A 13,014-nucleotide genomic window follows, 5' to 3' on the forward strand; every position below is an offset into this window, starting at 1 on the left:
CATCCTGCCGCAGGACCCCCCGGGTCACGCGCCAGGCGTCTGCCAGACGGTCACGTCGAGGATTCCGCCGCCGACGCCGCCGTCCGGCATGGTGACGACCTTGAGGTAGGCGATGCGGCCCTCGCCGGTCAGCAGACAGTACTGTTCGCCCCGCTTCACGGGTGACGCGGTGTAGCTGCCGTTGCGGTCCACGCTCTCCGCGCATGCCTCGGCCGTGGGGGCGCTACCGGTGTCGGGCAACGGCGCCAGGTTGTTCGCGCTGTCGGGGACGCTGATCGACGGGTCGCCGTTCGCCGACCCGAAGTAGAGGTCCGCGCCGTCGCCTCCACCGTTCAGCTCGAGGGGTGCCTTCGGGGTGTCCAGCTCGACGTAGGTCCCCGAGATGCTCTGCTCGGCCGTCGCCTTGGCGGGCCCGTAGACCTTCTGCCACGTCTCCGCGTCGGCCGCCGGCGGCGGGCTGCTCTGCGTCTTGCCGCCGCCCTGTCCCGCTCCGGCACCATTGGACCGCACGGAGGCGGAGGGCCCCGACTGCACGTTCCGGTCGCCGTCGTCGTCCGACGAGTTCGGCCGGCCCACCAGGATCGTGATGAGGATGCCCACGACCGGGATGACGATCCCGACCACCCACCACGCCCAGCGCGGCGGGTGCGAGGGCGGCGGTCCCTGCGGCGGGACCGGGTACGGGTTCGGTGGACCCAGGTACGGGCTCGGCGGTGGACCCGCCGGTGGGTTCGGCGTCCCGTTGTCCGCGCTCATGTTCTCTTCTCCCCGTCAATTCCATGCGATGTCGGCGATCACGATAACCACTCAGCGGGCACACAGAACGAATTCACAATCCCTCCACGGCGATTCGCGGAGCGCCCGCCCTCTCGCCCCCGGGCCCCGTCCGCAGCACACTTGACCAAGAAAGCCGTTGCCGTCGGAGGGGGACTTGACATGCGGGACAGCCATCGGGCCGACGCCGAACGGCTGTTGGCCCGGGCCGTCGAGGAAGAGGTACGGCGCTCCGGCGGCCGTACCGACGGCAGCGTGCTGCTGTCGCGCTCGCGTGGCGCGCTCGACGCGATGGCGGAGACCGCCGCCGAGGAGTATGGGGCCTACACCCGCGCGCTGGAGGAGGCGGCGGCCGGCAGCCTCACCTTCGGCCAGCGGTACGCGCGCGAAGGCGCCGGAACTCCCTTGCTGGTGGCGGCCGTTGCCGCGGTGGCGGCGGCCGTGGCCGACCTGGCGCTCGGTACGGGCACGGGGACGGCGCTGGGCGCGGGCGTGACCGTCGGCGTGGTGGGCGCCGCCGCGACCGTGGTGAAGGTCGCCGGGTCCCATCTGCCGGCCGCGCACCACCGCGCCGGCGCCGAGAGCCAGCCCGGCGGGCCCGAACAGCTGCGGTTGCAGTGGCTGACCGCGCTGGAGGTGCGCGGCATCCGTCCGTTCCTGGACCAGCAGCGCGTGCTCGCCGCGTCCACCGGTCCGAAGAAGAAGCCGGGACCGCAACTGCGCGGCACCGACAAGAGCGCGGCGGCCCGCGGGCGCAGTGTGCTCGCCCAGTCCTTCGCCCAACTCCCCGATCCTTCGGGCGTGTTCGCAGGCCGCCGGACGGAGATGGGGCGGATCCGGCAGTGGGTGCAGGCCTCGCGCGCGAGCACCGAGACCCTGCCGACGGTGGTGGTGCTGCACGGGGCGCCCGGCAGCGGACGTACGACGCTCGCGGTGCGCGCCACCCACGACCTCAAGGACTACTTCCGCGGCGCCTGCGTCGTCGACCTGCGCGGCGGCGGCCAGGAGCAGCCGCTGCCCACCCGGGACGCCCTGCTGCACCTGCTGAACCGGCTCGGCGCACCGCGCGAACAGCTGCTGTTCCGCGAGCGCTCCTCCCCCGACCAGCAGGTCAAGCGGCTGAGCGAGCTGTACCACCAGCATCTGACCGGCACCGCGGTGACGATCGTCCTGGACGACGCCTCGGACCTGGAGCAGGTCCGCACCCTCGTCCCCGAACGCTCCGACAGCCTGGTCCTGGTCACCACCGAGCACCCCATGGAGCTGCCCGCCGGTCTGCCGGCCCGGGTGCACCAACTGCCGGTCCAGGCACTGGACCCGGCCGGCGCGGAGGAGCTGCTGGAGTCGGCGGCGCAGGACAGTTCGGGTCCCTACGACGCCGAATCGGCCGACCTGATCAGGGAGTTGTGCGGCGGACTGCCGCTGGCGCTGAGCGTCGCGGGCTCGTCCCTCGGCCCGCGCTCACCGCGCCAACTCGCCACGGATCTCGGGGCGTACGGCCCCGTCGAACCGGTCGAGCGGGTGCTGTGGCTGCGCTACACCGACCAGTCCGAGCCCGCCCGCCGGCTGCTGCGCCGGCTCGCGCTGGCCGGCCGCGCCTCGCTCGGCGCCGCCGCCGCGGCCTCGCTGCTGGCGACCGACCAGGCGGAGGCGAAACGTCACTTGACCGCGCTCTCCCGCGCCGGCCTGATCGACCATGTGCGCGGCGACCGCTACCGCCTGCACGACCTCGTCCGCGCCTTCGCCCACGCCCGCCTCCTGGACGAGGAGGAGCAGGCGGAGCGTACGGCGGCGCAGGAACGGTTGATCGTGAGCTACGCGGAACTCGCGGACTCGGTGCTGCGTCTGGTCGACGGCAACATGTCGACCCGCTCGGACCGCTTCAGCCCGCACGGCTTCACGTCCCTGGACGAGGCGCTGCGCTGGCTGGACGACGAGTCGAGCTTCATCACCTCGACGCTGCGGCACGCGGAGGGCGTGGACCAGGGGGCGGTGCTGAACCTGCTCGGCGCCCTGTGCGACTACTGCCTGCTGCGCGGCGACCTCTACCGCCTGGGCGAGATCAGCGACCTGGCGCAGGCCGTGGACCAGGGGCTGCTGGTGCGCTCGGTGCAGTGGCGTACGGGTATCGCGGCCCGTCAGCTCGGCGAGCTGGACAAGGCCCGCACCACCCTCGCCTCCGTCGTCGACCTCTACCGGGAGGCCCATCACGACGCGGGCGCGGCCCGCGCCCTGTGCTCGCTCGGCATCACCCTGCACCACCAGGGCAACCTCACCGAGGCCGCCGCCAGACTCCGCGAGGCACTCGCCCTCCAGGCACCTCCCGAACTCGCCACGGACCGGGCCTGGACGATGCACGCGCTGGCGGCGGTGGAACGCGACCGCGGCCAGGTCGCCGAGGCGGTACGGCTGCTGACCGAGTCCCTGGTCCTGCACCGCGCCGGCGAGTCCGTGCACGGCGAGGCCTGGGCCCACTTCCAGCTCGGCCAACTCGCCCTGCGCATGGGCGACGTACCGCGCGCGGAGACCGAACTGCACGCGGCCCTGGACCGGTACGGCCGCACCCGCGACGCCCGCGGCGAGGCCTGGGCGCTGACCCAGCTGGCCCGGGCCCGGCTGGTCGACGGCGACCCGTCGCCCGCGGTGGAGGGCCTGCGCCAGGCGGCCGCCCGGCACCGCGACAACGAGGACGCGCGCGGCGAGGCCTGGACCGTCTACTACCTGGGCCAGGCCCTGGAGGAGACCGGCGACCTGGACCGGGCGGTGCGCGAACTGGAGCGCTCGCGCACGATGTTCTCCCGGATGCGTGATGTCTACGGCCTGGCCTGCGCCCGCCACCACTCGGCCCGCGTCACCCGCGACCAACGGGCCGCCCAGACCGGCTCGTTGCGCAACTCCGGCTTCGCCCGCCAGCTCCTGGTCGACGCCCGCGCCGACTTCCAGCGCATCGGCGTCACCCACGGCGAGGCCTGGACCTGCCTGGAACTGGTCGTCGTGGACGCCGGCAACAACCGCACCCAGCAGGCCCTGGCCCTGTGCGACGAGGCGATCGCCCTCTTCACCTCGTACGGCGACCGCCGCGGCGAGGACTGGGCCCGCTTCCTGCGCTGCACCCTGCTCCCGTACGCGGCCCCCGGCGGCGTCGACGTCGGCACAGCGGTCGCCCAGGAGGACCTGACCCAACTCTCCCGCACCGGCCACCCCCTGCGCGACGAGAAGCTGGACGACTACGTCGACACGTACCAACTCCTCCTGGAGCGAGGCATCAGCCTGGAAACGGGCTGGCAGGCATGGCGGTTGGGGATGGTACCGAGCCGACACGCACGGGAGGTCATGGGCGTGGCGGTGGGGGCGGCGACGTGACGGCTGCCGGAGGTTGACAGGGGCGAGCGGTCGCCGGACGGCGGCGCGGGTGGTGCCCCGCGGTCAACTGCGGGGCGCAACGGGCGGCGCCGGCAGAGGGCGGGCCTGACCCGGCCCGTCCCAGCCTGCCCGACCCGGGGCCACCGGCCCCGTCCCGTTCCCGGACCGCCGTCCGCCCGGCAGGGCCGTCGCTACGCCTTGTCCGACGTCTTTCCGGTTGCCCCGGCCGGCGAGGCCTCGGCGGTGGTCGGGTCCGGGTCCTCGCCGGAGGCTGACGTCTCCTTGAAGTCGACCTTGCCCATGTGCTTGCTCATCGACTTCATCAGGGCCCACACCGCCAGGGCCATCACCGCGAAGACGACGAAGCCGAGGACACCGGGGGTGACCTTGTTCTCGTCCACCTCGGCGAGGGGGACGAGGTGTGTCATTGCCAGGCTCACGCTTGCGCTCATGTCAGGCATTGTCGCGGATGCCCGCGAAGAGGTCGTCCTCGGGGAGGGAGGTGTCCACGAGCGACTTCGCGAGCTCGTACTCCTCCGTCGGCCAGACCTCCCGCTGAAGCTCCAGCGGCACCCGGAACCAACCACCGTCGGGGTCGATCTGCGTGGCGTGCGCGAGCAGCGCCTTGTCCCGGATCTCGAAGAAGTCGGCGCAGGGAACGTGCGTGGTCAGCGTGCGCTCCGTGCGCTCGAACTCGCTCCAGCGCTTGAGCCAGTCCTCGTACGGCGACTCCAGGCCGCGCGCGAGCAGCGCGTTGTGCAGCGCCTCGGTGCGCGGGCGGTTGAAGCCCTGGTTGTAGTAGAGCTTCCGCGGCTGGTACGCCGGGCCGAACTCCGACTCCGGGTACGTCTCGGTGTCCGCCGCGCCCTCGAACGCCACCATCGAGATCTTGTGGGTCATGATGTGGTCGGGGTGCGGGTACCCGCCGTTCTCGTCGTACGTGGTGATCACCTGCGGACGGAACGCGCGGATCTTCCGCACCAGCTCCCCGGCCGCCTTCTCGACGTCCTCCAGGGCGAAGCAGCCCTCGGGCAGCGGCGGCAGCGGGTCGCCCTCGGGCAGGCCGGAGTCGATGAACCCGAGCCACTCCTGCTTGACGCCGAGGATCTCGCGGGCCTCGTCCATCTCCTTCTTGCGTACCTCGTGGATGTGCTCCTCGATGTACTTGTCGCCCTGCAGCTTCGGATTGAGGATGGAGCCGCGCTCCCCACCGGTGCAGGTCACGACCAGCACGTCCACCCCCTCGGACACGTACTTCGCCATGGTGGCCGCGCCCTTGCTCGACTCGTCGTCGGGGTGGGCGTGCACGGCCATCAGTCGCAGCTGGTCAGTCAAGACTCAATCCTTGGTCAGTCGGCGCCCCCGGTGTCTTCGGGCGCGATCGGCGGCTTCTATAGTGACCGAATCGGAGGGCGAATAATTCCGGTGCCGAGAGGACGATCATGAGTACGGCGAGTACGCGACTGCCCGAGGGCCGCTACGGCCGCTCCTCGGACGAGCGCGCCGACCACAAGCTCAAGATCGCCGGGGCCGTGCTGGGCGCCCTGCTGCTCGCCCTGATCGGCTACTTCGCCTACCACTACGTCGCCGAGAGCGAGATCAGCGGCGAGGTGATCGCCTTCGACGCGGGCGCCGACTCGGTGCAGGTGCATCTGGAGGTCCGCAAGGACGCCGACGCCACCGGTTACTGCACGATCCGCTCGCAGGCGGCGAACGGCGCCGAGGTGGGCCGGGCCGATTTCCGCTTCACCGGTCACGCCACCCGGATCGACAAGGTCGTCACGCTCCGCACGACCTCACGGGGCACCACGGCCGAGCTGCTGGGCTGTCACCCGAGCTGACGCCACCCGGCATCACCCTGAATACGTACCGCCTGACCTGCGTTGACGTGATTCTGATGGTTTATGTCCTCCCCCTTGCGCCGCTGAATTGTTAGGCTCGTGGTTTCGCCCTTCCATGAAGGAACATTCTTCTGGGTAGGGCGATGCTTTGTATTCCCAGTACCTACGAGGAGCACCTGTGACCCAGACCAGCGAAGACGTCACCTGGCTCACGCAGGAGGCGTACACCAAGCTCAAGGACGAGCTGGAGTACCTGTCTGGTCCCGCGCGCGCCGAGATCACCGTGAAGATCGCGGCCGCTCGCGAGGAGGGCGACCTGCGCGAGAACGGCGGGTACCACGCGGCCAAGGAGGAGCAGGGCAAGCAGGAGCTCCGCATCCGCCAGCTGACCCAGCTTCTGGAGAAGGCCAAGGTCGGCGAGGCCCCGGCGTCCGCGGACGGCGCGGTCGCGCCCGGCATGGTCGTGACGATCGCCTTCGACGGTGACGAGGACGACACCACGACGTTCCTGCTCGCCTCGCGCGAGTACGCGAGCTCGGACGTCGAGACCTACTCGCCGCAGTCCCCGCTGGGCTCCGGCGTGATCGGCCACAAGGTGGGCGAGGTCGCGCAGTACGAGCTGCCCAACGGCAAGATGGCCTCGGTGACCATCCTCAAGGCCGAGCCGTACAACGGCTGACCCGGCCGACCCGCCCTTGCCATCAGCGGACGAGCCCCCGGCGTCCCCGCGACGCCGGGGGCACTGTCATGCGGTCGCCGAACGGTACTTGCGTACCGCGAGGGTCCGGAAGATCACGATGATCACGGCCGAGTAGATCAGCGAGGCCCAGACCGGGTGCACCATGGGCCAGGCGTCCGACGGGGACTGGCCCGGGTTGGCGAACAGCACCCGGCTGGCCTGGACGGTGGCGCTGAACGGGTTCCACTCGGCGACATGGCGCAGCCACGGGGTCATGTTGCTGGTGTCCACGAACGCGTTCGAGATGAACGTCACCGGGAAGAGCCAGATCAGTCCGCCGGAGGTGGCGGCCTCGGGGGTCCGCACGGACAGGCCGATCAGGGCGCCGATCCAGGTGAACGCGTACCCGAGCAGGAGCAGCAGACCGAAGGCGCCGAGCACCTTGCCGGCGTTCGTGCCGCCGTCCGAGCCCACCCGCCAGCCGACCAGGAGTGCGACGACGGCCAGGACGAGCAGGGTCAGCGCCGTCTGCACCAGGTCGGCGAGCGTGCGCCCGGTGAGCACCGCACCGCGCGCCATGGGCAGCGAACGGAAGCGGTCGATGAGCCCCTTGTGCATGTCGTCGGCGATGCCCGCGCCGGAGCTGGCGGTGGCGAAGGTGACGGTCTGCGCGAAGATGCCCGCCATCAGGAAGTTCTTGTAGTCGGTGGCGCTGGTGCTGCCGCCGATCTGCATGGAACCGCCGAAGACGTAGGTGAACAGCACCACGAACATGATGGGCTGAATCAGCCCAAAAATTACCATTTCGGGAATTCTGGACATGCGAATCAGGTTCCGCTTGGCCATGACCAGCGAGTCGCGGACCGACTGGCCGAGCGGGTTGCTGGGAGCCGCGATCGGGGCGGCTTCGGTGACGGCGCTCACTGGTCGGTCTCCTTCTGCGGGCTGCTCTGCTGGCTGGGGTCCTTGGCGTCGGTCTGCTTGCGGCCCTTGGCGTCCGCCGTCGCGCCGTTCTCCTCGTCCTCGACCTCGGCCGCGTGGCCCGTCAGGGAGAGGAAGACGTCGTCGAGAGTGGGCCGGCGCAGTCCGATGTCGTCGATCTCGATGCCCCGCACGTCCAGCTCGCGGATGACCTCGGCGAGCAGCTTCGCGCCGCCGGTGACGGGCACGGTGAGCTTGCGGGTGTGGTCCTCGACGGTGACGTCTCCCTTGCCGAAGCCCGTCAGGACCTCGCGCGCGGTGGGGATGTGGTCGCGCTCGTGCACGACGACCTCGACGCGCTCGCCACCGGTGCGGGCCTTGAGCTGGTCGGAGGTGCCGCGGGCGATCACGCGGCCGTGGTCGACGACCGCGATGTCGTGCGCGAGGTGGTCGGCCTCTTCCAGATACTGGGTGGTCAGCAGCAGGGTCGTACCGCCGGAGACGAGCTGCTTGATGACCTCCCACAGCATCTGCCGGTTGCGCGGGTCGAGGCCGGTGGTCGGCTCGTCCATGAACATCACGGGCGGCGAGAGGACCAGGGCCGCCGCGAGGTCGAGCCGGCGGCGCATTCCGCCGGAGTAGGTCTTCGCGGTGCGGTCTGCCGCGTCCGTGAGGCCGAACTGTTCGAGCAGCTGGTCGGCCCGGGCCTTCGCGGCCTTGCTCTTCATCTGGTAGAGCTGACCGACCATCTGGAGGTTCTCACGGCCGGTCAGATACTCGTCGACCGCGGCGAACTGGCCGGACAGGCCGATGGAGCGCCGTACCTCGTTGGGTTGCTTGAGCACGTCGAGCCCGGCGACGACGGCCTTGCCGCTGTCGGGGCGCAGCAGGGTGGTCAGGCAGCGGACCGTCGTCGTCTTGCCCGCGCCGTTGGGCCCGAGCAGGCCGAGGACCGTGCCCTCGGGGACATCGAGGTCGACGCCGTCCAGTGCCTTTACGTCTCCGAAGGTCTTGACCAGACCTTCGGCATAGATGGCGCCTGGCATATCAGTCTCCACGTCGTCGGGGATTCTTCGAGAAGCCTAGTTTTGGGTTTTTCGTTCCGCCTGATGGCCGACACGGGACACACCATAACGCGATGTATCGCGTCTCTCAACGGCATTTTCCCGATCGAGCGACGAAGAGATACCGAACCGAGCATTCCGCTTGAGGCGGCCTCAGTCGATGACCGTGTAGCCCGCCTCGCGCAGGGTGCGGCCGACCTCGACGCAGTGCTCAGGACCCTTCGTCTCCAGGTGCAGCTCGACCTCCGCCTCCGTGAGCCCGAGCCGGGGATCGGTCCGTACGTGACTCACATCGAGGACGTTAGCGTCCACCACTGACAACGCCCCGAGAAGCGAGGCGAGGGCGCCGGGACGGTCCGTCAGCCGCAGACGTACGGCCAGGTAGCGGCCCTGCGCGACCATGCCGTGCCGCAGCACCCGCTGCATCAGCAGCGGATCGATGTTGCCGCCGGACAGCAGCGCCACCACCGGGCCCTCGAAGCCGCGCGGATCGCTCAGCAGCGCCGCGACCGGGCTCGCCCCGGCCGGTTCCACGACCAGCTTGGCCCGCTCCAGGCACAGCAGCAGGGCCGTGGCCAGCTCGTCCTCGGTGACGGTACGGACCTCGTCCACCAGGTCGCGGACGAGACCGAACGGCACCTCGCCCGGCCGGCCGACCTTGATGCCGTCGGCCATGGTCGCGGGCTGATCGATCGACACCGGGCAGCCGGCCGTGAGCGAGGGCGGGTACGCCGCCGCGCCCGCCGCCTGCACACCGACGATCCGCACGTCGGGCCGCAGGGCCTTCACCGCCACCGCGAGCCCGGCCACCAGACCGCCGCCGCCGATCCCGACGACGATCGTCCGCACCTCCGGGCACTGGTCCAGGATCTCCAGGCCGACCGTGCCCTGCCCCGCGATGACGTCGGGGTGGTCGAAGGGGTGGATGAACACCGCGCCCGTCTCGGCCGCGTACGCCTCGGCGGCGGCGAGCGTCTCGTCGACCACGTGCCCGTGCAGGCGCACCTCGGCGCCGTACTCACGCGTGGCACTGATCTTGGGCAGCGGGGCGCCCTTCGGCATGAACACCGTCGCGCGCACGCCGAGGAGCGCGGACGCGAGGGCGACGCCCTGCGCGTGGTTGCCGGCGCTCGCCGCGACCACTCCGGCGGCCCGCTCCTCGGGCAGCAAACCGGCGATCCGGACGTAGGCGCCGCGCAGTTTGAAGGATCCGGTCCGCTGGAGGTTCTCGCACTTGAGGTGCACCGGGGCGCCCACCAACTGGGACAGGTGCCTGCTTCCCTCCATCGCCGTCACCCGCGCCACGCCCGTGAGCATCTTCTGCGCACCGCGCACATCGTCGAGGGTCACGGGCCGAAAGGAGTCAGCCGTGCTGTAGCTCATGACTCAAGCATCGCAGTTCACAGCCTCACGCCGTCTCTGTGACCAACCTCCGAGACTGGTTTGCGCAGCGCCGGTACGACCCGCGTCCCGGCCGCGTACTCTGTCCCCCAATCCAGCGCCCCTTTCATGAAGCGAGCCTCCGGCCATGCCCACAACACCTGAAATGTCGATGGACATGACGACCGTCGGTGACATCGGTCTCCTCGACACGTTGCAGCACGAGGTGGCGGTCTTCGCCCGCCGTGCCGAACAGACCCGGCTCGGAGGGGTCGGGCAGGTGCGCAACTCCATGGACCGCGCCGCGTATCTGCTGCTCAACCGCCTCGACAAGGAGGGGCCCATGGGCGTCAAGGCACTCGCCGCGAGCATGGGCATCGACTCGTCGACGGTCACCCGGCAGGTGGCTCCGCTCGTCGACACCGGGCTGGTCAAGCGGACCTCGCATCCCGAGGACGGGCGTGCCGTGGTGCTCCAGCTGTCCCCTCGCGGACTGGCGCGGCTGGACGAAGTACGTTCCTCCAGGCGTCAGTTGATGGCCGAGCTGACACACGACTGGGCGCCGGAGGAGCGCGAGGCGTTCTGCACGCTCCTCACGCGCTTCAACACCGCGCTCTCCACCCGTATGGCGACACAGGGCCTCCCGGGCGCGGACGGTCCCTCGGAGGCATGACCTCCCCGCGCGCGTGCCCCACGGTTTCCTCCGGATCCCGCGGGTGTCCGCCGAGCCCTTGACCGATGGGCCACCGCTGGCCTCATATGAGACCGGGTCCCGTCGCAGGCGGGTCGGCATCCCGTAGGCGACCGGGCCCCTGTCCTCAGGGTCGCGTCAGGGCGGGAGGCGCGGTGCGACAACGGCAGGCGTCCCAAGGTGCCCGCCGGGCCCGGGAGTTCGAGGCATTCGTCGCGGGCGCGGCAGGGCGGCTCCTGCATGCCGCCACACTGCTCACGGCGGAGGCCCCCGACGACAACCCGCGCGCGCGGCGCCTGCTGACGCTCGCCCTCGCGCACACGTACGCGCGCTGGCACCGCCTGCGCGGCGAGGACCCGTACGACCACACCCGCCAGTACCTCGCCACCCGCTTCGCCCGCGCGGCCTGGCACCAGTACGGCGCCTTCGGCCGCGCCCGCCCGCACCCCGCCAGCGCCCTCGCCGCACTCGCACCGCAGGAACGCCTGATCCTCGTCCTCAGGCTGTACGAGGGAGTCGCCGAGGCCCAGACGGCGGCACTGCTCGGCCTGCCGACGGAACGCGTCCGCACGATCTGCGACCGGGCGACGGCGACGTTGCTGCATCCGCCGCGGGGGCCGGCGCCGACGGTCGGACCGGCGAAGGTGGTGTCGTCGTGAGGGGCGTCGGCGTGAGGGATGTCGGCGTCGTCATGAGGGACATCGGCGACGGGAGACTCCCATGAACCGGGCCCAACGCGAGGCCGCCGCACGGCAGGCCATGGAGGAGACGCCGCCCCCGGTGCCGCCGGAGCTGTACCCGGAGGTGATGCGCCGCGGCGGGCGGATGCTGCGCCGCAGGACCGTCGCCCGACGGCTGTTCTGGCTGTTGCTGTGCTCGGCGGCGGTCGCGTTCTTCGTATGGGCGATGGTGGCCCGCCCCTGGGTGGAGCCGCCTTCGGAGACGACTCCACCGCTGACGGGGTGGTGAACGAGGGACCCCCTCGACTTGCTATCCGAGCGCCTGCTGCAGATCTCCCAGCAGGTCGTCGATGTTCTCGATGCCCACGGAGAGGCGTACGAGATCGGCGGGGACCTCGAGGGCCGAACCGGCCACGGACGCGTGCGTCATGCGGCCGGGGTGCTCGATCAGGGACTCGACGCCGCCCAGGGACTCGCCCAGCGTGAACACCTTGGCGCGGTTGCAGACCTCGACGGCCGCCTCCTCGCCGCCCGCGACCTGGAACGACACCATGCCGCCGAACGCCCGCATCTGCTTGGCGGCGACCTCGTGACCGGGGTGCTCGGGCAGGCCCGGGTACAGCACGTTCGTCACGCGCGCGTGCCGGCCGAGCATCTCGGCGACCTTGGTGGCGTTCTCGCTGTGCCGGTCCATGCGCACCGACAGCGTCTTGGCGCCGCGCAGCACCAGCCAGGAGTCGAAGGGCCCGGCGACCGCGCCCATCGCGTTCTGGTGGTACGCCAACTCCTCGCCGAGCGTCTCGTCGGCGGTGACCAGCGCGCCGCCGACGACGTCCGAGTGACCGCCCATGTACTTGGTCAGGGAGTGCACGACGACGTCCGCGCCGAGGGCCAGCGGCTGCTGGAGGTAGGGCGTGGCGAAGGTGTTGTCGACGACGAGCTTCGCGCCCGCGTCCCGCGCGATCTGCGCGACGGCGGCGATGTCGGTGATGCCGAGCAGCGGGTTGGAGGGGGTCTCCACCCACACGGCCTTGGTCTTCGGCGTGACGGCGGCCCGTACGGCGGAGGGATCGCTGGTGTCGGCGACCGACCACTCCACACCCCACCGCGCGACGACCTTCGCGAACAGCCGGAACGTGCCGCCGTACGCGTCATTGGGGATGACCACGTGGTCGCCGGGACTGAGCAGCGTACGCAACAGGCAGTCCTCGGCCGCCAGTCCGGACGCGAACGCGAGACCGCGGCGGCCGCCCTCGAGGGCCGCGAGGTTCTCTTCCAGGGCGGTCCGGGTGGGGTTGGCGCTGCGGCTGTACTCATAGCCACCGCGCAGGCCCCCGACGCCGTCCTGCTTGTAGGTCGAGACCTGATAGATCGGCGGGACGACCGCACCGGTGAGGGGGTCGGCGGTGTTGCCCGCGTGAATCGCGAGAGTCTCGAAGTGCTGACTGATGTGCCTGTCGCTCATGGGTCCCGAGCGTAGTGCGCTCGCGGAACGGATGACGGACGGCGGGGCGTGAGGTGGGGTACTGCGGGGTTTTCCCTCGGTGGGGGTGGGTTCGCGAGGGGGGTCTCGGGGCGGGGGTGGGTTCACGGGGGTGGGTTCACGGCGTGAGGGCGGACG

Annotated in this window: 13 protein-coding genes; 6 read left to right on the forward strand and 7 right to left on the reverse strand. The window is 71.0% G+C overall.

Annotated elements, in window-relative coordinates:
* Window positions 1–24: 24 nt before the first annotated feature.
* Window positions 25–756 (reverse strand): hypothetical protein, encoded by a 732-nt coding sequence (locus ACWD5F_RS37730; protein ID WP_451260802.1) that lies wholly within the window; start codon window positions 754–756, stop codon window positions 25–27.
* A 180-nt stretch (window positions 757–936) separates the two neighbouring features.
* On the opposite strand from ACWD5F_RS37730, the gene ACWD5F_RS37735 reads away from it, so the two are divergent.
* Entirely contained in the window at window positions 937–4,137 is a 3,201-nt protein-coding gene (locus ACWD5F_RS37735) for a tetratricopeptide repeat protein (RefSeq protein WP_451260803.1), read from the forward strand.
* A 191-nt stretch (window positions 4,138–4,328) separates the two neighbouring features.
* Here the strand turns inward: ACWD5F_RS37735 and ACWD5F_RS37740 are convergent, their stop codons facing one another.
* Together ACWD5F_RS37740 and mca are read right to left on the reverse strand one after the other, a co-directional pair.
* Complete coding sequence (locus tag ACWD5F_RS37740) at window positions 4,329–4,598, reverse strand: hypothetical protein (protein WP_451260804.1); 270 nt, start codon at window positions 4,596–4,598, stop codon at window positions 4,329–4,331.
* The gene (gene mca, locus ACWD5F_RS37745; RefSeq protein ID WP_451260805.1) at window positions 4,591–5,472 is read right to left on the reverse strand and encodes a mycothiol conjugate amidase Mca; all 882 of its coding nucleotides are present in this window, start codon (window positions 5,470–5,472) and stop codon (window positions 4,591–4,593) included. Before mca ends, ACWD5F_RS37740 begins: the two co-directional genes overlap by 8 nt.
* Before the next feature lie 107 nt (window positions 5,473–5,579).
* Between mca and ACWD5F_RS37750 the strand changes: the two genes are divergently transcribed.
* Window positions 5,580–5,978: a DUF4307 domain-containing protein gene (locus ACWD5F_RS37750; protein WP_401713587.1), complete on the forward strand. Its 399-nt coding sequence runs from the start codon at window positions 5,580–5,582 to the stop codon at window positions 5,976–5,978.
* 178 nt (window positions 5,979–6,156) lie between these two features.
* Entirely contained in the window at window positions 6,157–6,657 is a 501-nt protein-coding gene (gene greA, locus ACWD5F_RS37755; protein ID WP_123998068.1) for a transcription elongation factor GreA, read from the forward strand.
* Between the two features lie 66 nt (window positions 6,658–6,723).
* On the opposite strand, the gene ACWD5F_RS37760 is transcribed toward greA, so the two are convergent.
* The 3 genes from ACWD5F_RS37760 to ilvA all read right to left on the reverse strand — a co-directional run bounded on the left by ACWD5F_RS37760 (window position 6,724) and on the right by ilvA (window position 10,025).
* Window positions 6,724–7,581 (reverse strand): ABC transporter permease, encoded by an 858-nt coding sequence (locus tag ACWD5F_RS37760; RefSeq protein ID WP_401713590.1) that lies wholly within the window; start codon window positions 7,579–7,581, stop codon window positions 6,724–6,726.
* Window positions 7,578–8,624 carry an ATP-binding cassette domain-containing protein gene (locus ACWD5F_RS37765; protein ID WP_451260806.1) on the reverse strand — a complete coding sequence of 349 codons (1,047 nt, stop codon included), beginning with the start codon at window positions 8,622–8,624 and terminating at the stop codon, window positions 7,578–7,580. Before ACWD5F_RS37765 ends, ACWD5F_RS37760 begins: the two co-directional genes overlap by 4 nt.
* Before the next feature lie 171 nt (window positions 8,625–8,795).
* Window positions 8,796–10,025 (reverse strand): threonine ammonia-lyase, encoded by a 1,230-nt coding sequence (gene ilvA / locus ACWD5F_RS37770; RefSeq protein ID WP_401713594.1) that lies wholly within the window; start codon window positions 10,023–10,025, stop codon window positions 8,796–8,798.
* Window positions 10,026–10,188: 163 nt separating this feature from the next.
* On the opposite strand from ilvA, the gene ACWD5F_RS37775 reads away from it, so the two are divergent.
* The 3 genes from ACWD5F_RS37775 to ACWD5F_RS37785 all read left to right on the forward strand — a co-directional run bounded on the left by ACWD5F_RS37775 (window position 10,189) and on the right by ACWD5F_RS37785 (window position 11,682).
* The gene (locus ACWD5F_RS37775; RefSeq protein ID WP_401714403.1) at window positions 10,189–10,695 is read left to right on the forward strand and encodes a MarR family winged helix-turn-helix transcriptional regulator; all 507 of its coding nucleotides are present in this window, start codon (window positions 10,189–10,191) and stop codon (window positions 10,693–10,695) included.
* A gap of 173 nt (window positions 10,696–10,868) precedes the next feature.
* Window positions 10,869–11,372, forward strand: coding sequence for a sigma factor-like helix-turn-helix DNA-binding protein (locus ACWD5F_RS37780; protein ID WP_451260807.1), 504 nt, complete (start codon window positions 10,869–10,871; stop codon window positions 11,370–11,372).
* Between the two features lie 61 nt (window positions 11,373–11,433).
* Window positions 11,434–11,682: a hypothetical protein gene (locus tag ACWD5F_RS37785; protein ID WP_451260808.1), complete on the forward strand. Its 249-nt coding sequence runs from the start codon at window positions 11,434–11,436 to the stop codon at window positions 11,680–11,682.
* Window positions 11,683–11,703: 21 nt separating this feature from the next.
* Here the strand turns inward: ACWD5F_RS37785 and ACWD5F_RS37790 are convergent, their stop codons facing one another.
* Entirely contained in the window at window positions 11,704–12,858 is a 1,155-nt protein-coding gene (locus ACWD5F_RS37790; protein WP_451260809.1) for a cystathionine gamma-synthase, read from the reverse strand.
* Window positions 12,859–13,014 lie beyond the last annotated feature (156 nt).

The organism is Streptomyces sp. NPDC002499 (assembly GCF_053595415.1).

Coding starts and splice junctions, on each gene's coding strand:
- ACWD5F_RS37740 (WP_451260804.1), bottom strand. CDS start 4,598: ATGCCTGACATGAGCGCAAGCGTGAGCCTGGCAATGACACACCTCGTC.
- ilvA (WP_401713594.1), bottom strand. CDS start 10,025: ATGAGCTACAGCACGGCTGACTCCTTTCGGCCCGTGACCCTCGACGAT.
- ACWD5F_RS37750 (WP_401713587.1), top strand. CDS start 5,580: ATGAGTACGGCGAGTACGCGACTGCCCGAGGGCCGCTACGGCCGCTCC.
- ACWD5F_RS37765 (WP_451260806.1), bottom strand. CDS start 8,624: ATGCCAGGCGCCATCTATGCCGAAGGTCTGGTCAAGACCTTCGGAGAC.
- ACWD5F_RS37775 (WP_401714403.1), top strand. CDS start 10,189: ATGTCGATGGACATGACGACCGTCGGTGACATCGGTCTCCTCGACACG.
- ACWD5F_RS37730 (WP_451260802.1), bottom strand. CDS start 756: ATGAGCGCGGACAACGGGACGCCGAACCCACCGGCGGGTCCACCGCCG.
- ACWD5F_RS37735 (WP_451260803.1), top strand. CDS start 937: ATGCGGGACAGCCATCGGGCCGACGCCGAACGGCTGTTGGCCCGGGCC.
- ACWD5F_RS37790 (WP_451260809.1), bottom strand. CDS start 12,858: ATGAGCGACAGGCACATCAGTCAGCACTTCGAGACTCTCGCGATTCAC.
- ACWD5F_RS37785 (WP_451260808.1), top strand. CDS start 11,434: ATGAACCGGGCCCAACGCGAGGCCGCCGCACGGCAGGCCATGGAGGAG.